Below are 24,043 nucleotides of genomic sequence, written 5' to 3' on the forward strand. Positions count from 1 at the left end.
ATTTCAGCCGTTTTTGATTTAGCGCTGAAGAAAAATCTATTTTCTCCGATATTAACGTAAGGCTTTCTAATGATTGATCGGCATTAAGCGTACCTCTTAATTTCCATGATGATCATTGGAGTTATTATAAAAGGGAGAGTTATGAAAATTAGCAACATGCGTGTTGGAACCCGCCTGAGTGTAGGTTTTTTTCTTGTACTATTTATGATGTTTATCATGGGGATGATGTCATGGCAATTAACGCAGTCTAACAGTACTAGCGTTAATGCTATGATCTATCAGGATTTACAGAAGGAAAGGCTGGTACAAGAATGGATTACCCTGGTTGACCGAAATAGCGGAAATACCATTGCCGCAATGGCAACACAGGACCCGAAATTACGAGAGCAAATTCTCAACAATATTAAAAATGACACGGCGAGAACCTCGGAAGTGCAATCCACTCTCCAGCCGCTTTTGCGATTTGAAAAGGGGAAAGCGTTTTTCCGTGCCATTCAGGAAACGCGAGGGAAATATCTTGTCTTGCGGAAAGAGGGGCTCGAGATGGCTGAGCAGGGAAAATATGAAAACATGAGTGAATTCATATCCACCCGGTTTATGCCTGTCACGCAGGAATATAATAAAACCCTGCACTCTCTTCTTGAACTGCAAAACGAGATCATCAACGACACCCACGCCAGCATAAAAAAAGCGTCGCATCTCACTGAGCTGGTGATTGTGCTGTCTGTGCTCTTCGGCATTGTGTTGGGATCGTTAATTGCCTGGTATATCACTCGCAGTATTACGCGCCCGCTGAAAGAAGCCGTGACGGTAGCCACCCGGGCAGCGCAAGGTGATCTGACGACAGACGTTAACGTCCACTCGACGGATGAGCTGGGTCAGCTGATGAGTGCGTTGAAAGAGATGGTGTCTGAGCTGGGGTCAACGGTACTTAAGGTGAGACATGGCGCGGAAAGTATCTCTGTTGCCGCGGATCAAATTGACGCAGGTAACCAGGATCTGGCTTCTCGTACGGAAGAACAGGCGGCTGGCGTGGTCGAAACGGCTGCGACGCTGGAGCAGCTAACGTCCACCATCAAAAGTACCGCTGATAACGTCCGTCGCGTAAATGAGTTGTTCACGGAAACCGGTCAGGTTGTCAAAATCAACAGCGATCGTATGCATGAAGTTTCAGCGGCCATGGAAGCGATTCATAAAGGCGCTGAAAAGATGGGCGATATTATTGCCGTTATTGAAGGTATCGCCTTCCAGACCAATATTCTGGCGTTGAATGCTGCCGTTGAGGCCGCCAGGGCCGGGGAGCAGGGGCGTGGATTTGCCGTTGTGGCCGGAGAGGTCAGAACGCTGGCCCAGAGAAGTTCGGCCTCAGCCAAAGAGATCCGCGACATTATCAGCGCCTCGGTCAGCAAAATTGCCGACGGTCGCGGGCTGGTCTCACAGGCTGATAACGGTATGCAGGAGATCGTCGATACCGTCTCGAGCGTCCATACGTTAGTGGATGAAATTGCACGCGCCAGCCACGAACAAAGCGAAGGTATCACCCAGATCAACATTACGATGGGCCAGATTGACACTACGACGCAGCAGAATGCCTCTTTGGTTGAAGAATCCTCGGCCGCCAGTGGCTCACTAAAAGAGCAGGCGCGCATCCTGATCGAGAGTATTCGCGTCTTTGTGTTGCGGGATTCAGAAATGAACACCCCACCTCTGCGTCCTCAGGTTTCGTCCGCTGTGATACAAGGCAAATCTATAGAGCCGCGCGGTTCCGAAAAGGACTGGCAGGCGTTCTAACTCAGTTGCCGTAAGTGTTAAAAAGAGTATCAGTTAGCCTGCCAATGAACTGCGGCAGGCTATTTCTTTCTACGTTATACCGTTTTGAAATGATCCAGGCTTGGACGCTACCCATTTTCCAATCGGCAGAGAAATAGCGTAGTCACAGAACCCTCCTTCATACATACGCCCAAAATTGTATCACTATTTTCAGGCAAATTAACAACATGCCGTAAACCGTGATCGTCACACTCAATAAAAAGAAACGCCGGTGCTATTTTTACAAAACTATAAACCAAAATGATGAAAGGATATCGTTATGTCCACTCGTACTCTACCTCTGTGGGTCGCGGCGGCCGCTGTCGGCATGTTACCTTTTCACCTCGCGCAGGCGGCGAGTTCAGTGAAGTTTCCAGATAAAGTTTGTAATATCACTCAATACGGTGCCGAAGGCCATCGGCTGCAAATTGCGCTGAACACCGACGCCATTCAAAAAGGCATTGATGATTGCGCTGCTGCGGGTGGGGGCACAGTTCTGGTGCCGAAGGGCAATTTCTTAACCAATCCGCTGTTTTTGAAAAATAACATTCAGCTAAAACTGGAAAAGGACGCCACGCTGGTGGCTTCAACCGAGGTCGCTGCGTATCGTGCAGATGAGAAAACCAAATATGCCGAAGCGGAAAACGGCTGGCTGCCATTCATCAGCGTCGCAGACGCGCAAAACGTCGCTATTGTCGGAGAAGGGACTATCGACGGTCAGGGCGCAGTGTGGTGGGAGCGCTGGAGAGAAAACATCCGCGCGACCGGTAAAAAAGGCGGTACCGATCGTCCGCGGCTGATTTACATTACGCGCTCACATAACGTCCTGATCGATGGCGTCACCTTAACCCATTCACCCAGCTTCCACGTCGTGACTCGCTATGCGCACGATGTTGATATTAACGGTACGCGAATTCTTTCTCCGTGGCATGCGCCAAATACGGACGCTATCGATCCTATCGACAGCCAGAATATTCGTATCACCAATAACTATATCGATTGCAATGACGATCATATCGCCATTAAAGCTGAAAAAGCCGATCCGCGCTTCCCTGATGGGGTGGTAGACAACATCTATATTGCCAATAATACCCTGAAGCAGGGGCGCGGAATTTCCATTGGCAGTGAAAGTGCGGGTGGCGTGAATAACGTACTGGTCGAAAATAATACTTTTGAAGGATCGATGTACGGTATTCGAATCAAAAGTCCGCGCGGGAAGGGCGGCGAGGTAAAAAATATTATTTACCGGAACACCAAAATGCACAACGTCGAAGTGCCGCTTGTATTTTCCGCCTATTATAAAGCCGCGCCTATTGTTGAGGCTGAGGTCGATAAATTGCTCCAGGAGGGCGGTTTTACGCTCGGCGAGCAAATTTATCCGCCGGACAGCGATCCCAAACAGCCCTTCGACAAATATAAAACGCCGCACTTCAGTAATATCACCGTGGAAAATTTAACTTCCACCGGCGATAGCAAAGCGGCCGCCTATATTATTGGAACGCCGGAAGCACCGCTCAGCGGTTTCCACTTTACGAATGTGAATATTGAGGCCGCCCAGGGTCTGCGTATTCGTCATGCCGAACTCGAGACCAAAGGACTTAATCTGACTGTAAAAGAAGAACCGAAAATTAAGAAAGATGCTGGCGCCATCGTTCAAGAATAACGTGACGTTGACGGAAGACTGCACCAATGAGACCTGCTATTGCGTGCAGTCTGTCCTGCTTAAAACCGCACCCTCACATCGTGTCAGGGCGCTGTTCCATGTCCAGTGCGCTTGCACTGGCGGGATCAAACAGTGAAAGGCTTTCAATCTGATCCAGCATTATTACCCTGCGAAACGCCATTGCGCTCCTGGGCTCTGAATCAAGCGTTATGTCATGTTCGGCGTACCACTTGCTGTAGTTGTGCTCAATGCGCATATCCATTTTCTTGCCATCACGATAGCCGCTGAGCATCGGGATCAGCACGATATTCGCCGTCTTTTCATATTCCAGCGTCGCGGTATGTATCATCCCGATGTAAATCCGGCGCGATTTAAGCGTCACCATCGCCAGCTCGCCTTCTTCCATACACTGATAAAGCAACTGTTCGATACCGCTCGAACGCGCCAGACGTTTATAGAGTTGCTTCCTGCCTTCACCGTCCAGCCTGGCGCTGCCAGCCCAGTTTGAACGATAGAGACAAAAAATGATCGCAAAGGCCAACATGAGGATCACCGGGGCCTGAATACCCAGAAAGCTCCAGTTCATAAAATCGATTTGCCAGTTGGCATAGTGTTGCGAAGTAAAATGGAACCGATTATCGGCCAACGAGAGTCCAAGCAGCAGTAACCAGAGCAGCCCGGTGGCGATCACGCCCTGCAACACGAAAATACAGCCATACAGCGCGACAAGAAAATAGACATCCCAACCGAAGGAACGCTTGATTTTAAAACGGGTCGAGAGATCGCGACTGGTGTACCAGTACCCACACACCATCAGCACCATAAATATTGCCGTGCCCATATTATGCCCTCTTCAGCGCATTCACGTGGCGCAGAAAGTCTTGCCGCACCTCATTGCTCTTGAAGTTGACCGAGGCATTACCGTCCTGGTCAATAATAATACGGTCACCGTCCTCAACGGCCTCAATTATTTCCTGCTGACTCATCACCTGCAGTAACGACTCTGGGCTGGAGAAAACCGACATGAATATGCGTTTCATCGTCTGACATCCTTATAAACAAAAAGGATAAGCCTGGTAGACTCATGTCGGTGTCGCCATAAGGTAATCCTGAAAATGCATATTTTATTGGGATATAAAGAGATATTTTTTGGTTGGTTGGTTGGTTGGAGGAGGGGAATTGTCCGCTTTTGCTTATGGTCGATAGTATTCGACACATGAACTGACAGCAAAAGCGGCCATAATTTAACGATACTGTCTCAGACGTTATTTCGTCGCCAGTTCTCTGCGGATAATTTCAGCACCGGCACTCAGTGCATTGAGCTTGCCGTTGGCAACCTGACGAGAAAGGGGCGCCATGCCGCAGTTGGTCGACGGAAAAAGTTTGTCGGCGTCAACAAACTGAAGGGCTTTTCGTAACGTGCTCGCCACTTCTTCTGGTGTCTCAATGGTATTGGTCGCCACGTCGATGGCACCGACCATCACTTTTTTACCACGAATCAGCTCAAGCAGATCCATCGGAACGTGTGAGTTATGACATTCCAGTGAAATGATATCGATAGAAGAGGTTTGCAGTTTTGGGAAGGCCTCTTCGTACTGTCGCCACTCAGACCCCAGCGTCTTTTTCCAGTCAGTATTGGCCTTAATGCCGTATCCGTAGCAGATATGGACAGCCGTTTCGCACTTGAGGCCTTCGATGGCGCGTTCTAACGCCGCAATTCCCCAGTCATTCACCTCGTCAAAGAACACGTTAAAGGCGGGTTCGTCAAACTGAATAATATCCACACCCGCGGCCTCTAACTCTCTGGCTTCCTGGTTGAGAATTTTGGCAAATTCCCAGGCCAGTTTCTCGCGACTTTTATAGTGATTATCATACAGGGTATCGATCATTGTCATCGGCCCAGGCAGCGCCCATTTAATCGGCTGCGTGGTGAGCTGACGTAAATATTTGGCATCATCAACAAACACGGGCTTTTGGCGTGCGACGGCACCGACGACCGTTGGAACGCTGGCATCATAACGATTGCGGATTTTAACGACCTCGCGTTTCTCAAAATCCACGCCGCTGAGGTGCTCGATAAAGGTCGTGACAAAATGCTGGCGGGTTTGCTCGCCATCACTGACGATATCAATCCCGGCGCGCAGCTGATCGTCCAGCGATAAACGCAAAGCATCCTGTTTGCCTGTGATTAATTCTTCATTTTGCAGTTTCCACGGAGACCACAGGGTCTCCGGTTGAGCAAGCCAGGACGGTTTGGGTAAACTGCCAGCCGTCGATGTTGGGAGCAATGTTTTCATAACAGGTGACCTTTTTATTTTTTAATAAATCAAAGCGCGCAAGGAGCAGTAAATTTCTCAAGGATATTTTTATAGGGTTTGATGAAATGTGTTTCAGTAAATTTCCCCTGCTCAATCGCTAACTGGCTGCGTTCTTCTCGATCGTAAACAATTTTAGTCAATGAATGATCCTGGTTATTCAGGTTAGGCTGATAATATTGCCCAGCGACCGAGTTAGCATTGTAAATTTCAGGGCGATAGATTTTCTGGAATGTCTCCATGGTACTGATGGTGCCAATCAGTTCAATAAACGTGTAATCATTCAGCAGATCGCCGGAGAAAAAGAAGGCCAACGGCGCGGCGCTGTTTGGCGGCATAAAATAGCGAACCTGCAGCCCCATCTTTTTGAAATACTCTTCCGTCAGCGAAGCGCCATTTTGCGTGTATTCAAAGCCCAAAACAGGATGCTCATTTCCGGTACGCTGATAGCTGTTTTTATTCGAAACACTCAGGCAGATCACCGGCGGCTTGCTGAAGTTATCTCTGTATTCACTTGAATTTGCGAAATATTTAAAGATATTGCCGTGCAAATCACCAAAGTTATCGGGGATGGTAAACTCAGCCCGATCTTTATTGTGATCTAACAGCACCACGCTAAAGTCATAATCACGCACGTAGGAGGAGAAGTTATTACCGACAATTCCTTCGATACGCTGCTGCGTTTTCTTATCCAGAATAGTGGTTTTCAGTATTTCAATCGCAGGGAAGCGGGTGTGATTACCCTCTGCATCAATATTCATCTCAACGGTGATGATGTCGAGTTCGACAGAATAACGATCGCCCCGAGGATTATCCCAATGCGCTAACGTATTAAAGCGATTATCGATCATCACCAGCGTATTGCGTAAGTTCTCCTGACGGTTTTCGCCTCGCGCCAGATTTGCAAAGTTCGTCGTAATACGCGTATTTTCTGAGGGATTATAATTCTCATCGAAGCGGCTGTGCTTAATTGTGAAGGTGAAATTTTTATTCATAGTCATCTCGCTTCCTGAGTGCTGACGTAAAAACTGACTTTATCGCTGGATGTTCCAGTATTTGGAGAATCCGTTTTCATGTTGCCAATTCGTTAACATTGCATCTTTTATGCCAGAGCCAATCAGTGAGGGGAAGCGACTAAATTTCACGACAACATGAGCTATCTTCATGATCGTGGCCATGCTCAAATTTTGTCATGTTAAAGCGATTTAAAACCACGCGGCGTACAGCGGGAATCAGTGGGCAGGCCTGTAATAAGCGGTGAAACTGAGCGCCAGAAAATTCATCCACTATCAAGATGAAAAAGTGACACACCAGACAGCAAAGAGGGGCGATGAACAAACGGAAGGAATGAGGCCCCTTACAGAGCCTCAGTCAAAGCAATTTTCGAGGGTGATCACTGCCTGACGGCAACAACCATCTCCAGCTCAATGGGCGCGCCGCGCGGCAGCTCGGCGACGCCAACGGAGGTGCGGGCATGTTGCCCCCGCGCGCCAAGCCGTTCAACAAGCCGATCGGACGCGCCATTCATCACCTGCGACTGCTGAATAAATCCAGGCGCTGACGCGATGTATCCCACCACTTTCAGTACCTGGACGATGTGTGCATCGCCCCCCACGGCCTGTGAGACCGCGTCAAGGCATAAGTCTGCGCAAAATGCGGCTGCTGCCTGAGCACTGGCGAGATCGACTTCTGCGCCGACCTTACCGGTGTACAGCAGCATTTCTCCCCGCCGCGGCAGCTGACCGCTCACGTACGCAAGACCCTCATGAATCATGACAGGGACGTAATTCCCCCCTGGCGTATTTAGCGTATCTGTCATCATTCCCCCTGCGTCAGGCGCTATTTTACAATCGCCTGTAACGCTTTACGCGCGGCAGGCGTGATGTCGTGTGGATGCTGATACCCAATATTTTCAATTGCACGCGTGTAAAGTGCGACCAGCCAGTCATAGACATAAATCGTCGCAGCATGAACCGGCTGCTCTCCCAGGCGGGTGAGTCTTGGCGTTGTGTTGCTTACCACGGGCGTCACGAAAATGGCCTGACCTTTACGCACGCGACTGGCCGGACGAGACGACTCAGGCGTTTGCGCGTAACCGAGCCAGCCGATGAAATTCCCTATAGATGCATGCAGCTGAGCGGCGCTGCTTTTGTCCGCTTCGACAATCGCCTGCAGCATCTTCGGAAGATCCAGTCGGTAGCTGCTCAGCACCAGCGTATCCGCTATCTGTGGCAGCACGTTGATCTCCAGGCCCAGTCTGCTGGCCGCTGCGTCGTTGCGACTCCACTGACGCAGGTGATTAACCCATACGCGATGCGCCAGACGCGCTTTATCTTTGGTCTGATAAACATCACCGCCTTCGCTGGCATTATCGGCAAACAGGTCGATAACGTCGGTGAACAGGCCATTAACCTGTTCTTCACGCGGCTGTTGAACAGCCAGCAGCGTTTCGAATGCTTTAAGCGGGGGCAGCAAGCCCTCCAGCAGTTCGCCATGACGTGCTGCGCTGTTCTGCAAGGCTCTCACCATCGCTTCAGCCTGGGTGCGCTGCGCTTCCGGTTTCACTGTTGAAGGCGTGAGATAGCTTTGCATCAACGCACGACGTTCACGCTGTTGTGCCGTTTTCAATGCCTGAAGCCGCGACTGACGCTGTGCAGGGAGCGTCGCCTGTGACAGCCATTCCACGACGCGCTGCATGCTGTGTGCGTCCAGAGCCTGCAAGGTCCCCCAGCGCTGGCCCGGTTTACCGAGCAGTTGCTGTACAGCTTCATCCAGATTTTGTTTAGTGGTAAAGCGCGCATCATGCGGAGTGATCGCCCAGACCAGCCCCGGCAGCGCAGACTCTTCACCCGCTTGTGTATCTTTGACCCAGTTCAGCAGGGCTTTTGCCGTTTTGGCGGTCTGCTCGTGCTGCGCAGTCGCGTTGCAAATCACCAGCACATCCGGCTGCATTTGCTGGCGATAATGCTCCAGCAGCCAGACATATTTTGCCTGCGTCAGCGGCGACAATTCGGTATCGGAAGGGGCTGGAATATCAATGATATCGACATTTTCCAGCACGCCATTTTCAGCCGGGAGGACCAGTTCACGGGTCAAAAACGCCAGGACGTCGACGGGAATACTGATGGCATTCAACATCTCGCCATCGTTGAGCGGATGCAACACCGCCTCCTGCGCTTCAGGAGAGGTGAACTCACCGCGCGTCAGGAATCCTTCGCTCGGCAGGCCAAAATTATCAACCAAAAGACTCAGCGGCGCGGCCAGTTCGCTGGCATGACCGGTTTGATGCAGAACGTGCGCCAGCTTCAGCCACTGCTGCGTCAGTTCCTGCTGCTCGCCCCATAACAGCGACCAGATGCTGGCGCGCGTGCTCAAATCGAGCGACGGAATGAGCTGTGCAAACTGGTGCCACAGGGCATCATCCATTTGCTGTTCCGATCCCGGCACAGTGCTTCGCCAGAATCGCGCAATGGCTCCCACTTCCTGCGCCGTCATTCCCGGCACAGCCTGCGGCTGGCGCAATGCGCGCCATTTTTCCACGCGCGCTTCAATGACCGCTTTCTCAACCGGACGAATCAAGCCCTGTAGGGTGGTGCGCGCAATGAAAAGTTGAACCAGCTCGGCTTCGGTGACCAGACTCAGACGGAGAGGGAAAGCGTCGTCGGTCACCGCAGGTGAGAACGGGGTAAAGCGCACGGCCATATTGGTCAGCGCATGGCCGGGATTCAGGTGTGAAAAATAGTCAAAGGTACGCAAACCGGGCGCGACATCCAGCCGTCCGCTGCCGCTTCCGCACAGCGCCACCAGAAGGTGCGCTTTGGCGGCCTGCGAGTGGCCATACAATCCGATACTGCTGTGCGCGTCGATGGCGCGGTCAAGCGCCTGTTCACGTGCTTGCACCGAGGTCAGTCGGGCCAGCAACGCGTCGGCGTCATTATCCAGCATCGGGGCGTGCAGGCGCGTCTCATTGATCCACCCGATCAAGGCCTGAGTGGTGGCAGTCTTCGCTGTCATTTCAGATATACGCTCCCGCTGTCGATCCAGTAATGACTTCCGCTATGACGGCGGTCAGCCAGGGTATTCAGTTTAAAGGTTAATGCATCAGGCGGAACCGGTGTACCGTCCTGTAACCAGGCATCGCTCAGCTCAAAGGCTTCCGGGCCTTCCTGTTTGGTTCCACCGGTCAATTTAAGACGCACGTTCAATACCCCGTCTCCTGCGATGGCTTTCGCCAGTTCCGCAGAGTTAATGCTCAGGGTATACAGCGGCGTAGCTGGCCAGCGCGCGTTTTCCAGCTGACGGAATCCCAGCGTTACGTTGCCGCGCAGCGGGAAGTGCAGTTTGGTGTCAAGTTTCGCGCCAGGTTTGTCCAGATCGATATTTTGATACCAGACGTTTTCCTCACGCAGCGTATTGACCGTATTGTCCAGCACGCCCAGATAACGCACGGTGGAGTAAGCGCCAATATCGGCCGCTTTAAAATTAAAGCGCGGCAAGCGCAGGTCGAGCGCAAGGCTGCACAGCATCGCCCCAACCGCCGCCGTTGATTTTGGATTTCCAATTCGGCCCTGCTGGCTGAACGGATACCACTCATGGACGCGGTATTTATCCAGCCAGACGATGCGGTTCACCGGCACCGGTTGCAGGTGGCGAATTAACGCCTGCACGCCAGGCAGACAGCCAGGGCGTCCGGTAATCAGCAAAATATCGCAGGTATAATGTGAAATCGCTTCGCAAACGGCGTGCAGCGGGGCGGCCAGCGTAAACTGACCCGCCAGCATCGCATCCTGCATTTCGTGGAAATTCACGTGCAGCGGGACGGCAAACAGATCAAAGGCGGCAGAGCCCGCAGGCAGCGCATGATCAATCGCCTGTTGCAGGTAATTCATGACGTTGCGCGTCGGTTTTTGCGACAGCAGATCGCCAAAGGTGGCGTGTAAACCCGCCAGCGGATTGTCGATATCGCTGCTTTCCCACGCCGCCAGAATGGCGTGGCCAATCGGCATAAACAGCTGCAACGCCGTTTGCTGGCGTAATACCGCCTGCGTATCAATGCGTCCGGAATCGCCAAACAGCGATGCCATCAGCAGGGACGCGTCCGCAATTCCGGATTTTTGTAACTGGGTTTGCAGCGCAGGCAAGACGTAGCGCTGAATGACATCCAGCAGCGTGTCATCGCCCGCCACTTTAAAGCCTTCGCGGAACAATAGCTGTGGGGTGATTTTGACGTTATTGCCGGAGCCATCATCAAGCTGATAATGGGTAATCGCCATATCGGTCGTGCCGCCGCCAATGTCAATCGAGGCAACGCGCAGCGCGCGGCCTGGCGATGAATTCGGTTCGGCCGCGCGATCCGGGCGAGCGAGGGAGGCAAAGAACGCTTCCGTCTGGCCGCCAAAATGGGAAATGGCTTCGTTATAGAGCCACACCAGCTGTCCGCAGCTCGCTTCGTCCCATTCCATCTGGATTTCCGGAACGGGAATGACGCTTTTATCCTGCTGTTTGCGGCTGGCAAAGTCTTCATCCTGCGGGTGCCAGCCCATCGCTTTCCAGACAATCGCGATAGCTTCAAACATACGGCGGCGGAATATTTCACGCTCTTGCTTTGGCATGGCTGACGGCAGGGTGAGGATCAGCGTGCGGAGCTGTCGCGGTGAGGCCGGGAAGCCCAGACGCAGGCGCGTGGCGACGCTGTTGATCTGGCCCAGCGCCTGCGCGAGTAATTCACACAGCATATGCGTCATCAGCGTGCTGCGGCTGTATTGCGGTGAAAAGACCGGTAAGCGCTCATCCTGAGGCAGGGTAAACAGCGGTTGCCCGTCATCGTTCATTAAGTTCATCAGCGGGAAGGCGGTCGCCAGCGGCTCGCGCTGGGTTTTGCTGTTCATCTGACTAAAGCGCCAGTCCTGAACCACCGGCGTTTCATCCCACAGATAGCGGCGTGGGCTGGAAATTCCGCTGTTGCCTTCCGTTCCCAGGCGTTGCATCGCCAGCTTGCGCGCTTCATCGCCCACTCGGACGATAGACGGCCAGACGAACGCATCTTCACGTCCGCTTTCGACCGAGAAATGCTGTTTGCCAAAACGCGCTTCAGAAAATTCAAGACGACTGGTAAACAGGGGCTCATTCAGGAACTGAGGTTCGCTTAACGAGCGCACCTGCAGCTCGGCTGTCTGGCGTAAACCGTCGTTGGCATCGCCATGATCTTCAATGATCACGCCGCAGGTGTGGGTGTTACCCACATCCAGAATCAAATCGACGGGGATCGCCGGTGTGCTGAGCGTGTGCGTAACAAATTTGACTTCCGGGACGGTGATTTGCTCGCCCAGCATGGTCATCAGGTTGAGCCAGTGTGCCTGGTACTCAAAGCCGCGCATGGCCTGTTGCAGATCGCGATCTGAGCGGTTTTCTACGCCCGTGGCATAGCCGGTGAACGCTTCGCGCAACCAGCCGTCAATCCAGGTCTGATCGAGGAAATTGAGCACTTCCTCATCACGCCACGCCAGCGCAAAGCGGGTGCCGTTGAGAATATCGTTCTCAACAGGCGACAATCCGTGGGTGGCGTGCTCGGCGATTTGACTGTCGAGCGCAAAGGTCACACGGTGGGTATTGCCTGCGCCGTCAGGGGTTTCCAGCTTGCGCACCTGAACGCGCGCCCAGTTGTCCGGGCCGTCCACAAAGGTACGCGGCGGGTTAAAGCGTAAAAAAGGCACCGGCAACCAGACGCCGTCGAGCACCGTCAGTGACTGGTGCAGCAGGATTGTGTTTTCCGGTTTTACGACTTCAGGATGACCGCCGCCCGCGCCTGGCAGGGTATAGCGGCCATTGACCAGATCGTAATTCAGGCGCAGCAGGGGACCGTTGGCGGTTTTACGCACAAAACGACCGTGGCTGGCCGAGTCCTGCGGCGTCAGGCCGAAATCGAGAAACTGTACGCCGCTGTTCGCAATCAGCGTGACGCTTTGTTTGTAGTCGCAAAGATTTACCAGCATAGAATCAGGCACCTGCTTTCTTGAACGTCAGCGGAACGACGGTTTTGGCATCATAACGGGCAGTACACTCTGCCACATCGTTAGTCCCTGCTTTACAGGCAATCTCTGGCATCGGGTAGCGTGAACCATCCGAGCAACGGGCGTTGCCGCGACTTTTTATCATCAGCTCGCCGTTGCTGTGCAGACCCGAGAAAATGTCCGTTCGGCAAACAACATTATCGCCGTGAACCACACGCGCCGTACCTTTATTGTTCTGAATCTGATAGCGCATTGACGGTGGTTTGCCGGTAATCGGGTCCTTCACGTCAAGCAGTGCGCGCCAGGTCCCGTTCAGGAATTTGGTCGAACCGGTTTTCACCTGCATGGCGTCCATCACCAGCGCATCTTTAGGAATGGCTGAGATGATGACTGCTTCTTCTGCTGGCGCTGGCGTCACGACAACGGGTAAAATTTCGGCCTGGTGGAGCGGCAGGTTCATGGCGATGTCGGCCACTGGCTGCACCGGTTTTGGCGCGATCGCTACGGGCGCAGGCGCAGGTGTTGGGGCAGGTTCTGCTGACGGTGCCGCTTTCGGCCACAGCAGTGGTGCCGCGACGGCGGCAACAATCACCGCTGCAACAGGCAATGTCCAGAGTGGAACGCGGCGCTTTTTGGTTACGGCTGCCGGTTCAGGCTGAGCGGGCGCAGTCGGTTCACTTGGGGCTAATTTGGCAGGCTGCGCAACGTACAAATCGTCTTCGGTGACACGAAGTACCGCCGTGGTCACTGGTGCAGGCACAACGGCTGGCGCAGGCGTTGGAGCAATCAGCGGCGCATCGGCCTCTTCAAAGGTCACTACCGGAAGCTGTTCCGGCTCTGACTCTTCTTCGACCGGAGAAGGCATCGGCTCAGGCGCGAGCGATTCGCGCAGGCAATCCAGAACATCCTCGCGCGCGTTCTCATTAAGGTTTACAAATCCCCAAAAGGCGATAACCGGCTTGCCCTCGATCAGGTAAATGAAATTTTCGCCGGGGAACTGGAACGCTTTGGAAAGCAAAGAGCCAAAGAGCTGCTGCGCCGTTTTAGGCGACTGAAGGCTCTTTTTACTCAGCGACTCGACGCTGGAGAGGGTGTTTTCCAGATAGCGCAGGGCGCGGAAACGGGCGTCTTCGTCGGCGGCGTTCCAGCCTGTGACACTACCATCCACGGGAGAGTACCAGTCAACGCGATCGCCACCGTCGTTAACTTGCGGAATAGCCAGGCAATCGACTATTGCCTGTTGTTTGCGCAGGCGAAGCGCCTCGCGGATTTGCAATGCTGATTCAAATACGGCCTGACCGCCGCCGCCAACGGCCTGAAAATCATCCAGATTGCCGCTGCGTAAAAGTGTTTTTGCCACGATTTGGTCCTGTAGACTTTTTCACGCCTCTACTTTAACGAAACTGGATGGCAAGCAAACGGGCGAAGAGACGCCAAAAGGGGCGATTTCTTCGCGCATAGAAAATGACGGTAGTGCTTGACGAACAATGGCACTTAAGGCAAATCAATCCGCGGGGGCTGGTGACAAAATCAGCGAAATTATCTGCTTTAGAATAACCTGATAGTGTTTCGTTATTTGCCACTGTTACTTCCCTGTGCTGTTATTAACCCTCTATATAATAAAATTGAAAAGGCTTATAACCATGTCTACAGGGAAAACACTGCTCGCATTAGCGTTGAGCACATTGTTACCGGCAAGTGCCGCGTGGGCGGCGACAAGCGACACCCTTATTTATTGCTCTGAAGCCTCACCGGAGTCGTTTAACCCGCAAATTGCCAGTTCAGGCCCGTCATTCGTCGCCAGCTCGCAGGTGCTTTATAACCGCTTGATTAACTTTGACCCGGTGAAAAATACGCCGGTGCCTTCTCTGGCTGAATCCTGGACAATTTCACCTGACGGTAAAACCTATACTTTTGCTCTGCGCAAAGGGGTGAAATTCAATAGCAATAAATTCTTCAAACCAACGCGTGATTTTAACGCCGATGACGTTATTTTCTCGGTGATGCGTCAGAAAGACCCTAAGCATCCGTATCATAATGTGTCGAAGGGCAACTACGAATACTTTAACGACGTCGGCCTGGATAAACTGATTCAGGAAGTGAAAAAGGTCGATGATTATCACGTTCAGTTTGTCTTAACCGAACCGAATGCGGCGTTCCTGGCGGACTGGGGAATGGACTTTGCCTCGATTCTGTCTGCGGAGTATGCGGATGTGATGCTGAAAAAAGGCACGCCGGACAACGTGGACACCTGGCCTATCGGGACCGGTCCATATGTGCTGCAACAGTATAAAGTCGATTCACTGATCCGCTATATCGCGAACCCAAATTACTGGGATGGCGACGTGCCGACTAAGCACCTGATTTTCTCCATCACGCCAAATGTCGAAACCCGTCTGGCGAAGCTGCAAACCAACGAGTGCCAGATCATTCCTGCGCCGTCACCGGTGCAATTTGATGTGATCAAGAAGAATAAAGATCTGGCGCTGCACTCTGTCGATGCGCTGAACGTCGGCTATCTGGCGTTTAACACCGAGAAAAAACCGTTCGACAACGTGCTGGTGCGGCAGGCGCTGAACTATGCCACGGACAAAAAAGCGATCGTTAATGCTGTCTTTATGGGCTCCGGTACGGTGGCGAAGTCGCCGATTCCGCCAAATATGATGGGCTATGACAAAGAGTTGAAGGACTACAGCTACGATCCAGAGAAAGCGAAAGCGCTGCTGAAGCAGGCCGGGCTGGAGCAGGGCGCGGAAGTGACGCTGTGGTCAATGCCGGTTCAGCGTCCCTATAACCCGAACTCGCGTCGTATCGCGGAGATGATCCAAAACGACTGGGCAAAAGTGGGCGTGAAAGCGAAAATTGTTTCCTATGAATGGGGAGAATATTTGTCCGGTATGCGTAAAGGCGAGCACGATTCTGCGCTGTTTGGCTGGATGTCCGACAACGGCGATCCGGATAACTTTGCGGATGTGCTGCTGGGCTGTAACAGCATCAAAACCGGTTCTAATGCCGCACGCTGGTGCGATAAGGGATACAATGACCTCGTGCAAAAAGCGAAGCTGACCAGCGATCCAGCCGCACGCGCCAAGCTCTACGGCCAGGCGCAGGAGATTTTCTATCAGCAAGCGCCGTGGATTGCGCTGGCGAACGGCAAAACGTTCTTCGCCACCCGCAGCAACGTGACGGGTTATAGCGTCAGCCTGATGGGCAGCGATTTCTCGAAAGCGAAGCTGAATTAATGTAAAAATCCTCTCCCGCAAGGGAGAGGAATGAGACAAAAGGAGTGACAATGTCACATCTGGATGAAGTGACGGCGCGTGTGGATGCCGCTGTGGAAGAAAGTGTTATTACGCATATGAATGAACTGTTGGTCGAGTTGAGCGAGGACGCGGAACTGAGCCGCGAAGATCGTTACGCGCAGCAGCAGCGCCTGCGTAACGCCATTGCTCATCACGGCAAGCATTACAAAGAAGATGCCGAAGCGCGACAGGAGCAGCTCACCAAAGGTGGCACGATCCTGTAAGGTTTAAAACTGGCGTCGGGCAACCAGCCAGGCGCCAATCACCAGCAATACCGCACCGCAAATCGGGCCGATCAGCGCACGCAGGGGGATCCCCTGGCTTTTCAATACGTCCATTACCAGCCCGCCAATCAACTGACTGGCGACCAGCACCGCAATCGTCGTGGCTGCCCCAACGTACTGGTAACCGCTGATACTGGCAAAGACAAAAAACGATCCCAACAAACCGGGAATTAGCGTCCACCAGCGAATCGTCGACACCAGTTCGCTGAATCCCGCCACGCCATTTTTAATCAACAAAATACTCACGAACAGCACAATGCCGACCAGCGAGTTCAGCAGCATCGCGATCAAAATGGTGGAGGATGACTGGGTGATGCGCACCATCAATGTGTTTTGTACCACCAGACCGATCCCGGCAGCGACCAGAAAGACCAGCGTCAGGGATTGATTCATCAGATAGCGTCCGGGTCGTTGCGCTCATCAAGCTGGAGCTGCATAAAGGTAAGATCCAGCCAGCGGCCAAATTTGGTCCCGACCTGCGGCATTTGTCCGGTAATCACAAATCCGAGCGTTTTGTGAAGGTGAATTGAGCCGTGATTTTGTGCCTCAATTCCCGCCACCATAACGTGTTTGCCGATGTTGCGTGCTTCACCGATCAGCGCTTTCATCAGCTCACGACCAATCCCTTTGCCCTGATGCTCGGGGTGAACGTAAACCGAATGTTCAACCGTATGTCGGAATCCGTCAAATGCCCGCCAGTCGCCAAATGAGGCATAGCCCGAGATGACACCCTTTTCTTCGCTCACCAGTACCGGATAGCCCATCAGCGTCCGCGCTTCAAACCACGCAATGCGGTTCTCGGTATCAACGGTAGTGTCATTCCAGATTGCGGCAGTGTGCACAACGGCATGGTTATAAATCTCGCCGATTGCGGCGCAGTCTTCTTTATTGGCGTGGCGGATGATCATGAGGACCTCGGAATAGAGTGTTTACTATAGTGGTACAGTTTTATCACAATATTATACAAACCGCGCCGTGAAACACGACGGCATAAGCCATATTTTTTTGTTATGAAAGGGGGCGTTGAAATCGATTTCATACACTATAGTATGACGTCATGAATACTATGCCAGACGATATGAATCAACGGATCAGCGCGCGCATTCGCCTTGAACGCGAATCGCGAGGCTGGTCACTTAGCGAACTCGCCGAGCGGGCGGGCGTCTCACGCGCCATGATCCACAAGATTGAACGCAGTGATAGCAGCCCGACGGCCACGCTTCTGGCCCGTCTTTCCGGCGCATTCGGGATCAGCATGTCGACGTTAATTGCCCGCGCTGAAATGCAAGAGGGCAAACTGTTACGCTTCGCCAATCAACCGGTCTGGCGCGATCCGCAAAGCCATTACCTGCGACGTCATGTTTCTCCGCGTACTGATTTGCCTATCGATCTGGTCCAGGTTGAGCTCCCGGCGGGCAGCGATGTGCCCATGCCGGCTTCTTCGTATGCGCTGGCGCGGCAGTTGATCTGGCTGCAATTGGGCGAACTGGTCTTTCAGGAGGGTGATACCCGCCATGAAATGCAGGCGGGGGATTGTCTGGAACTGGGCCCGCCTAACGACTGCCGGTTCATAAACGAAAGCCAGCAGCCGTGCGTGTATCTGGTGGTTCGGCTGAATCAATCTGGCTCGTAATGTTAAGGCAGTCGCCGCAAACAGGGTCTAGTCTTAAAGGTCATTTGTATAAGAAGGAGCGAACCATGAGTCAATCTGCAAAAACAAACCGTCGCCTTGTGTTAGCGTCACGCCCGCACGGTGCACCGGTAGCTGACAATTTTCGCTTAGAAGAACATCCAGTCCCTGCGCCTGCTGAAGGGCAACTGTTGCTGCGCACCATCTGGCTGTCACTTGATCCCTACATGCGTGGTCGTATGAGCGACGCGCCGTCTTATTCTCCACCAGTGGATATCGGCGCGGTGATGGTGGGCGGTACGGTCAGCCGCGTGGAACAGTCCAGACACCCCGATTATAAAGAAGGTGAATGGGTGCTGAGTTATAGCGGCTGGCAGGAGTTTGATCTGTCCGACGGCAAAGGGCTTGTTAAGCTTGGCGAGAATCTGGCGCATCCCTCGTGGGCGCTTGGGATTCTGGGTATGCCGGGCTTTACAGCCTATATGGGGCTGCTGGATATCGGTCAGCCTAAATCTGGCGAGACGCTGGTGGTCGCCGCAGCAACCGGGCCGGTCGGCGCAACCGTCGGGCAAATCGGCAAAATTAAAGGCTGTCACGTGGTCGGCGTTGCAGGCGGCGCGGAGAAATGCCGTCATGCCGTTGAGGTGCTTGGATTCGATCGCTGTCTCGACCATCACGCGGATGATTTTGCGCAACAGCTGGCGCAAGCCTGTCCTGACGGTATTGACGTCTATTACGAAAACGTCGGCGGCAAAGTCTTTGATGCGGTTCTGCCGTTGCTGAACACCTCTGCGCGCGTGCCCGTGTGTGGTCTTGTCAGCGGCTATAACGCCACAGAACTGCCCGCTGGACCGGATCGTTTACCGTTGCTGATGGGGACAATTCTGAAAAAACGCCTCCGGGTGCAAGGGTTTATCATCGCTCAGGACTACGGTGATCGCATTGATGAATTCCAGACCGAGATGGGGCGCTGGATTCAGGAAGGCAAAATTCACTACCGCGAGCAGGTGACAGAAGGGCTGGAAAATGCACCTGAGGCATTTATCGGGCTACTCGAAGGCAAAAACTTCGGCAAAGTGGTCATACGCGTCGCGAACGATAATTAACGATTTTGTTTGATGCTTATATGGCGGAAATATCCGCCATAATATATTCTTAATTTTTGTCTATAATGTCTTTAATAATACAAGCATAGCCATCCACTCTCTCGATAGAGTGAGCTGAGCCATGTGAATTAACATCATAATTAGTTCTTGCTTTTTTTGCGATATTCCCAACACCAGGCATGAAAATACAGGATATATCTGGCAAGCACCGTTAGGGGCAAACGGGGCGGTGAATAGCGCTTATTTTAAGCAAAAGGAAAAATACATGCTTGATTTGGAAAACCTTGAAAAAGCACAACGTCTGAGCCTCACTATGCAAGTGGAGGTCAGTCTTAAGGGAGCGCTGATAGCTGGCGCACTTAAACCCGGTGCGAGACTCATTACTAAAGAAATTGCTGATAAATTAGGAACCAGTATCACTCCGGTGCGTGAGGCGCTGTTGCGACTGGTCTCTGCAGGCGCGTTACACGCGACCCCCGCGCAGGCGTTTTTGGTGCCAGAAATCACCCTCGAACGCTATAACGAAATCAACGTCATTCGTAAACAGCTTGAAACCATGGCGGTGACGGCAGCGTGTGAGAATATGTCTGCCAGCCAGGTACAAGAGTTACGCGATCTGGCGGAGCGATTCCATGAAGCGATGCGTAACGGCAACGCGCAGCGTGCGTTGCATGCTAATCGCGTATTTCGCTTCAGGCTATACGAGTTTGCCCATATGCCGACGTTGACGTCGATGATTGAGCAACTTTGGGTGCGTATTGGTCCATGCTTTAACTATCTTCATGAAGATGAACACGACATTGCGAAATACCCTTATCGTTACGATCAGCTGCTGGACCATCTCGAACGCGGGGATGTTGTGGCCAGTCAAAAAGCGATAGATAAACTGATTGATGAGTCAACAGCGCTCTTATTACAACAATATTTTAGTTAGGGAATCATTTAATGCAGTTTTAGTTTTATATATAAATCATCTCCCCTCTTCATTATTTGCCCGGTGACGAATGTTTACCGGGAACGCTATTTCATTTCTGTGACAGATAAGACCAGATGACTATGCACTAACCGAAAATCCTGCCGATAAAGGATCAGGCACATTTGCCTTTTGAGGAGCAGGAAGATGAGTTTCAGCCAACGATTACGTAATATAAAAATGAGCAGAAAGCTCGCGGCGGGTTTTGGTCTGGTATTGCTGCTGGTGGCGGTATCCACCATCATGAGCGTATTACGCTTTAAAGAAATTCGCGATGTCTATCAACAAACCAATCTTATTTATAACATTAATATCGAAGTTTTTCAGGCCAAGATTAATCGTCTCAAATTTCTGTATAACGGAGACGAAAAATCGGGTCAATTACTGGCGAACTATGTCCAACACGCGGCGGAAATAACGGCAGAAGCGAAGAAACTAAAATGGACGCCTCAGGAAGGGGTCATTATTAACGCTATCGCCGATAATCTGGCACGTTTTGAAAGCAGCGTTGCCGAAATGAAAACCGCAATGGCCGGTCTTAAAGCGAATAAAGACGATCCCACAGTGCAGCAAGCGCTAAAAGTTGCTGAAGATAAAGTTAAAACGGCAGGTGATGACAGCAGCGCGTCTATTCGCGAAATTATCGCGCTGGTCAAAATCCATAACGATTCGCTCGCCAACAGTTCAAGCACGATTACTGCCATTGTCGGTGTCGTTGCCGTGCTGTTTGGCATCCTGGTTTCATGGTGGGTGACGCGTCAGATTACTCATCCAGTGAGACACAATTTGCAGCTGGCGGAACTGATTGCCAGTGGCGATCTGAGTTCGGATATTCGTGCTCAGGGTGATGATGAACTCGGCAAATTGACGGGTGCGATGGGGCGCATGAACGACACGCTCCGCGCAATGATTGGCGAAGTACGCACCAGCGTCGCGCAAGTATCGCTGGCCGCCAGTGAAATAGCCGAGGGAAATACCGATCTTTCGTCACGCACTGAGCAACAGGCCGCCGCCGTCGTGGAAACGGCTGCCAGTATGGAAGAGTTAACGGCAACGGTGAAAAACAATGCTGATAATGCGCGCCATGCCAGCAAACTGGCGGCGGAAGCGTCGCAAACGGCCACCCAGGGTGGACGCGTGATGCGCGATGTCGTCAGCACCATGAGTGATATCAACACCAGCTCGAAGAAAATCGCCGACATTACCGCCGTGATTAACAGCATTGCCTTCCAGACCAATATTCTGGCGCTGAACGCCGCCGTCGAAGCCGCGCGTGCCGGGGAACAGGGCCGTGGATTTGCCGTGGTGGCGAGTGAAGTTCGCAGTCTTTCCCAGCGCAGTTCGCAGGCCGCGAAAGATATCGAATTGCTTATTAGCGAATCTGTATCGCGTATTACGACGGGCAGCGATCTGGTGACAAAAGCCGGGCAAACCATGGAACAGGTGGTGCATTCTGTCACGCGCGTGAACGATATTATGGGCGAAATTTCGTCGGCGTCTGAGGAGCAGAGCCGAGGCATTGAGCAGATATCCCGGGCCGTAATGGAACTGGATAGCACGACGCAACAGAACGCCTCGTTGGTGGGGGCATCATCTTCAGCCGCGGGCGCGCTGGAAGATCAGGCGCGTTTGCTGGAATCACTGGTGGCAGCGTTCCGTTTAGAACAGAACGCCAGAGCCGCTTAATCTCTACCCGGCAACGCTGTGTTGCCGGGGTTTTATCACTCGAAGCGGTATGAAACAGACAACCCTACGCCGTAGTTTCGTCCCGGAGCCGGTTCGTAGTAGCGCCCATTAGACTCATTGACGATGACCGATCCGACATATTCTTTATCGAACAGATTATCGACCCGTCCAAAGAGGTCCATTCCCCAGTTGCCGTAATTGAATTTATACCCGGTGTTCAGGCCCACAAGAGTATAAGAGGGGGCTTTGGCGCTGTTTTCGTCATCCGCCATAATGTCACTCATATAACGGATGTCGGAACCTGCATACCAGCCTTCTTGCGGCTGCCAGCCAAATGACGCATAGCCCATATTGCGCGCGATCCCCGGCATGCGGTTACCGTTGCAATCTGCATCAGAGCAGACGTTGGTGCGATAGGTGGCATCCAGCCAGGTCCACGCCATTTTCAGCTTCCAGTTCTCGGCAAACTGCTGATCGAGAGACACTTCTACACCCTGACGTCGCGTTTTTCCGGCGTTCTTATAGCTGGTGCGCCCGCCAGAACTGGCATCAACCACGATTTCATCGTCGGTATCGGTACGGAATAAGGCTGCCGTCAGCAGACCGTTCCCCACCCGCGTTTTACTGCCCACTTCGAAGGTATTATTGGTTGACGGTTTAAGACCAAAATTCAGGCCGCTCTGGTTACCAGAACGATATGACAGTTCATTGATCGTGGGCGTTTCAAACCCGCGTCCCGCCGCGGCGTAAAGATTCCACGCGTCGGTCACCGAGTATTTTAGCGATCCCGCTGGCAACCATTTGTGATAACTCGCTTCACCGCTGTCATCACCGTTTGCGCCCTGCACGTAGCGATCGTTGGAATCGAACCACACCGAGCTGTAGCGTACGCCCGCATCAAGGGACAGTTTCTGCGTCAACTGCCAGCTCGTTTGCAGATACGGATCCACGTTCCACATCAGATTACGTTCGTCACGGCGTTTGTCGCCCTTCACGCCGTAATCCGGTACGCCATTGTTCATAACAAAGTTTTCGTATCCGCGACGATCTTCGCTCATGTTTTCGTAATTAAGACCGGTCGTGACCGTCACAGGAACGCCCAGTTCACCGCGATGCGTCCAGCGAGTATCGATACCCTGATAGTGACGCTGCATGTCGATTACGCCGCCGGAGTGGGTAGGGCGCAGCTGCGGCTGATAGGGAATCGACTGGTACTGCGTCATCTCGCGCTCGCCCGCATAGGCCATGATGCTGAGATCGTCCTGCTCGCTTAACTGCCGGTCATAGCGCAAACCCGCCTGCGTCTGTTTGATGGTTTTGCGCGTATTGTACTGATCTCCGCGCGGCGACTGACGCGGATTGTCGCGCCACTCCTGATAATCCAGACCGCCCGGATCGTTGGCTTTCATGTCCACGCTGTTGAAGATCAGCGTCAGCTTGCTGGCGTCATCAATGCGTACGCCGAGTTTTGCGTTGGCGAGATTTTTGCGCGCGCCGCTGTGGTCGCGATAGCCCTGGGTGGTGAAACGCGTTGTCGACACCGTGTAATCTACGTCGCCGGCGTGGGTGCCGTCACCCATTGCGCCCGTTGCTTTCATCCCATAACGCCAGGTGCCGTAGCTGCCGTAATAGCTGCTGGCTTCGACTGTAGGTGGTTGCTGACCCGTCTGAGTGGCGATGTTAATCACGCCGCCCGAGGCGTTTCCGTAAAGTGCCGAAAACGGACCGCGCAAGACTTCGACGCTCTCAATACTGGAAAGATCGATATTAGACGTCTGCCCCTGGCCGTCAGGCATAGTGGCCGGAATGCCGTCGACATACATGCGGATGCCGCGCACGCCAAAGGTCGAGCGCGCGCCAAACCCACGCATTGAAAGCTGTAAATCCTGGGCGTAATTCTGACGATTTTGAATTTGTAAGCCGGGCACGCTACCGAGAGATTCCGAAAGATTAATGCGCGGCGCGGCCTGGCGCATGTCGTCCCCGTTGACCACGCTAATGGCGGCCGGGGTATCCAGCTCAGAAACGGTCTGCGGAGTGGCGCTAACGATCATCGTTTGTTCTTGTGCGGCGAGCGCGACTGCGGGTGCCAGGACGATCGGAGCCCACAAAAGGGAGAGCGTTGCCTGCCGGGCGGAAATGATTTTCATGGATAAAAGCCAGTTAAGAGAGTGACGAACCAAATGGAACACATGCGCGTATGGTAAATCTTTTGTAAACATTATGAAAACTTTAACAGCACATTGCGTTAATGGGAGTGTGGAT

The 24,043-nt window shown here is 52.8% G+C and carries 19 protein-coding genes; 8 read left to right on the plus strand and 11 right to left on the minus strand.

Annotation, left to right across the window (positions count from 1 at the left end; genetic code table 11):
- The first annotated feature begins 141 nt into the window (after window positions 1-141).
- Both AC0LWE_RS02155 and AC0LWE_RS02160 read left to right on the plus strand, forming a co-directional pair.
- Entirely contained in the window at window positions 142-1,791 is a 1,650-nt protein-coding gene (locus AC0LWE_RS02155; protein ID WP_219346524.1) for a methyl-accepting chemotaxis protein, read from the plus strand.
- A gap of 298 nt (window positions 1,792-2,089) precedes the next feature.
- On the plus strand, window positions 2,090-3,472 hold the full coding sequence (locus AC0LWE_RS02160; RefSeq protein ID WP_474264755.1) for a glycoside hydrolase family 28 protein: 1,383 nt from the start codon (window positions 2,090-2,092) through the stop codon (window positions 3,470-3,472).
- 73 nt (window positions 3,473-3,545) lie between these two features.
- On the opposite strand, the gene AC0LWE_RS02165 is transcribed toward AC0LWE_RS02160, so the two are convergent.
- The 8 genes from AC0LWE_RS02165 to AC0LWE_RS02200 form a co-directional block, all read right to left on the minus strand.
- A complete protein-coding gene (locus AC0LWE_RS02165) occupies window positions 3,546-4,313 on the minus strand; it encodes a hypothetical protein (RefSeq protein WP_202665366.1) in 768 nt (255 codons plus the stop codon).
- A gap of 1 nt (window position 4,314) precedes the next feature.
- On the minus strand, window positions 4,315-4,512 hold the full coding sequence (locus AC0LWE_RS02170; RefSeq protein WP_059179008.1) for a hypothetical protein: 198 nt from the start codon (window positions 4,510-4,512) through the stop codon (window positions 4,315-4,317).
- 225 nt (window positions 4,513-4,737) lie between these two features.
- The gene (locus AC0LWE_RS02175; protein ID WP_202693375.1) at window positions 4,738-5,769 is read right to left on the minus strand and encodes a methionine synthase; all 1,032 of its coding nucleotides are present in this window, start codon (window positions 5,767-5,769) and stop codon (window positions 4,738-4,740) included.
- Between the two features lie 29 nt (window positions 5,770-5,798).
- Complete coding sequence (locus AC0LWE_RS02180; RefSeq protein ID WP_202693641.1) at window positions 5,799-6,782, minus strand: DUF1852 domain-containing protein; 984 nt, start codon at window positions 6,780-6,782, stop codon at window positions 5,799-5,801.
- A gap of 398 nt (window positions 6,783-7,180) precedes the next feature.
- Window positions 7,181-7,609, minus strand: a complete 429-nt coding sequence (locus AC0LWE_RS02185; RefSeq protein WP_234592812.1) for a RidA family protein — start codon at window positions 7,607-7,609, stop codon at window positions 7,181-7,183.
- 17 nt (window positions 7,610-7,626) lie between these two features.
- A complete protein-coding gene (locus tag AC0LWE_RS02190; protein WP_219346526.1) occupies window positions 7,627-9,801 on the minus strand; it encodes a virulence factor SrfC family protein in 2,175 nt (724 codons plus the stop codon).
- Window positions 9,798-12,779: a virulence factor SrfB gene (locus AC0LWE_RS02195; RefSeq protein ID WP_216981340.1), complete on the minus strand. Its 2,982-nt coding sequence runs from the start codon at window positions 12,777-12,779 to the stop codon at window positions 9,798-9,800. Before AC0LWE_RS02195 ends, AC0LWE_RS02190 begins: the two co-directional genes overlap by 4 nt.
- Before the next feature lie 4 nt (window positions 12,780-12,783).
- On the minus strand, window positions 12,784-14,157 hold the full coding sequence (locus tag AC0LWE_RS02200; RefSeq protein WP_219346527.1) for an SrfA family protein: 1,374 nt from the start codon (window positions 14,155-14,157) through the stop codon (window positions 12,784-12,786).
- Between the two features lie 283 nt (window positions 14,158-14,440).
- Here AC0LWE_RS02200 and AC0LWE_RS02205 point away from each other — a divergent pair, with 283 nt between their 5' ends.
- Together AC0LWE_RS02205 and AC0LWE_RS02210 are read left to right on the plus strand one after the other, a co-directional pair.
- Window positions 14,441-16,039 carry an ABC transporter substrate-binding protein gene (locus AC0LWE_RS02205; protein ID WP_216981342.1) on the plus strand — a complete coding sequence of 533 codons (1,599 nt, stop codon included), beginning with the start codon at window positions 14,441-14,443 and terminating at the stop codon, window positions 16,037-16,039.
- Between the two features lie 50 nt (window positions 16,040-16,089).
- Window positions 16,090-16,323 carry a YdcY family protein gene (locus tag AC0LWE_RS02210; protein WP_131488120.1) on the plus strand — a complete coding sequence of 78 codons (234 nt, stop codon included), beginning with the start codon at window positions 16,090-16,092 and terminating at the stop codon, window positions 16,321-16,323.
- A 3-nt stretch (window positions 16,324-16,326) separates the two neighbouring features.
- Here the strand turns inward: AC0LWE_RS02210 and AC0LWE_RS02215 are convergent, their stop codons facing one another.
- Both AC0LWE_RS02215 and AC0LWE_RS02220 read right to left on the minus strand, forming a co-directional pair.
- A complete protein-coding gene (locus tag AC0LWE_RS02215) occupies window positions 16,327-16,776 on the minus strand; it encodes a DMT family transporter (RefSeq protein WP_219346528.1) in 450 nt (149 codons plus the stop codon).
- Window positions 16,776-17,291 (minus strand): GNAT family N-acetyltransferase, encoded by a 516-nt coding sequence (locus AC0LWE_RS02220; protein ID WP_219346529.1) that lies wholly within the window; start codon window positions 17,289-17,291, stop codon window positions 16,776-16,778. The genes AC0LWE_RS02215 and AC0LWE_RS02220 overlap by 1 nt, the downstream gene beginning before the upstream one ends.
- Window positions 17,292-17,440: 149 nt before the next feature.
- Here AC0LWE_RS02220 and AC0LWE_RS02225 point away from each other — a divergent pair, with 149 nt between their 5' ends.
- From AC0LWE_RS02225 to AC0LWE_RS02240, 4 genes are all read left to right on the plus strand, one after another.
- A complete protein-coding gene (locus AC0LWE_RS02225) occupies window positions 17,441-18,016 on the plus strand; it encodes a helix-turn-helix domain-containing protein (RefSeq protein ID WP_219346530.1) in 576 nt (191 codons plus the stop codon).
- Window positions 18,017-18,081: 65 nt separating this feature from the next.
- Window positions 18,082-19,119 carry an NADP-dependent oxidoreductase gene (locus AC0LWE_RS02230; RefSeq protein WP_131488124.1) on the plus strand — a complete coding sequence of 346 codons (1,038 nt, stop codon included), beginning with the start codon at window positions 18,082-18,084 and terminating at the stop codon, window positions 19,117-19,119.
- A gap of 265 nt (window positions 19,120-19,384) precedes the next feature.
- Window positions 19,385-20,053: a GntR family transcriptional regulator gene (locus AC0LWE_RS02235; protein WP_219346531.1), complete on the plus strand. Its 669-nt coding sequence runs from the start codon at window positions 19,385-19,387 to the stop codon at window positions 20,051-20,053.
- A 186-nt stretch (window positions 20,054-20,239) separates the two neighbouring features.
- Window positions 20,240-21,778: a methyl-accepting chemotaxis protein gene (locus AC0LWE_RS02240; RefSeq protein WP_219346532.1), complete on the plus strand. Its 1,539-nt coding sequence runs from the start codon at window positions 20,240-20,242 to the stop codon at window positions 21,776-21,778.
- A 35-nt stretch (window positions 21,779-21,813) separates the two neighbouring features.
- Here the strand turns inward: AC0LWE_RS02240 and pqqU are convergent, their stop codons facing one another.
- On the minus strand, window positions 21,814-23,928 hold the full coding sequence (gene pqqU / locus AC0LWE_RS02245) for a TonB-dependent receptor PqqU (protein WP_219346533.1): 2,115 nt from the start codon (window positions 23,926-23,928) through the stop codon (window positions 21,814-21,816).
- Window positions 23,929-24,043: the final 115 nt, after the last annotated feature.

The sequence above is a fragment of the Lelliottia sp. RD5 genome, assembly GCF_056032945.1.

Excerpts from the sequence above, each read along its gene's own strand:
- AC0LWE_RS02225 (WP_219346530.1), top strand. The coding sequence starts at position 17,441 with ATGAATACTATGCCAGACGATATGAATCAACGGATCAGCGCGCGCATT.
- AC0LWE_RS02185 (WP_234592812.1), bottom strand. The coding sequence starts at position 7,609 with ATGATGACAGATACGCTAAATACGCCAGGGGGGAATTACGTCCCTGTC.
- AC0LWE_RS02190 (WP_219346526.1), bottom strand. The coding sequence starts at position 9,801 with ATGACAGCGAAGACTGCCACCACTCAGGCCTTGATCGGGTGGATCAAT.
- AC0LWE_RS02195 (WP_216981340.1), bottom strand. The coding sequence starts at position 12,779 with ATGCTGGTAAATCTTTGCGACTACAAACAAAGCGTCACGCTGATTGCG.
- AC0LWE_RS02210 (WP_131488120.1), top strand. The coding sequence starts at position 16,090 with ATGTCACATCTGGATGAAGTGACGGCGCGTGTGGATGCCGCTGTGGAA.
- AC0LWE_RS02165 (WP_202665366.1), bottom strand. The coding sequence starts at position 4,313 with ATGGGCACGGCAATATTTATGGTGCTGATGGTGTGTGGGTACTGGTAC.
- AC0LWE_RS02240 (WP_219346532.1), top strand. The coding sequence starts at position 20,240 with ATGAGTTTCAGCCAACGATTACGTAATATAAAAATGAGCAGAAAGCTC.
- AC0LWE_RS02180 (WP_202693641.1), bottom strand. The coding sequence starts at position 6,782 with ATGAATAAAAATTTCACCTTCACAATTAAGCACAGCCGCTTCGATGAG.
- pqqU (WP_219346533.1), bottom strand. The coding sequence starts at position 23,928 with ATGAAAATCATTTCCGCCCGGCAGGCAACGCTCTCCCTTTTGTGGGCT.
- AC0LWE_RS02215 (WP_219346528.1), bottom strand. The coding sequence starts at position 16,776 with ATGAATCAATCCCTGACGCTGGTCTTTCTGGTCGCTGCCGGGATCGGT.
- AC0LWE_RS02230 (WP_131488124.1), top strand. The coding sequence starts at position 18,082 with ATGAGTCAATCTGCAAAAACAAACCGTCGCCTTGTGTTAGCGTCACGC.
- AC0LWE_RS02175 (WP_202693375.1), bottom strand. The coding sequence starts at position 5,769 with ATGAAAACATTGCTCCCAACATCGACGGCTGGCAGTTTACCCAAACCG.
- AC0LWE_RS02170 (WP_059179008.1), bottom strand. The coding sequence starts at position 4,512 with ATGAAACGCATATTCATGTCGGTTTTCTCCAGCCCAGAGTCGTTACTG.
- AC0LWE_RS02220 (WP_219346529.1), bottom strand. The coding sequence starts at position 17,291 with ATGATCATCCGCCACGCCAATAAAGAAGACTGCGCCGCAATCGGCGAG.
- AC0LWE_RS02235 (WP_219346531.1), top strand. The coding sequence starts at position 19,385 with ATGCTTGATTTGGAAAACCTTGAAAAAGCACAACGTCTGAGCCTCACT.
- AC0LWE_RS02155 (WP_219346524.1), top strand. The coding sequence starts at position 142 with ATGAAAATTAGCAACATGCGTGTTGGAACCCGCCTGAGTGTAGGTTTT.
- AC0LWE_RS02205 (WP_216981342.1), top strand. The coding sequence starts at position 14,441 with ATGTCTACAGGGAAAACACTGCTCGCATTAGCGTTGAGCACATTGTTA.
- AC0LWE_RS02160 (WP_474264755.1), top strand. The coding sequence starts at position 2,090 with ATGTCCACTCGTACTCTACCTCTGTGGGTCGCGGCGGCCGCTGTCGGC.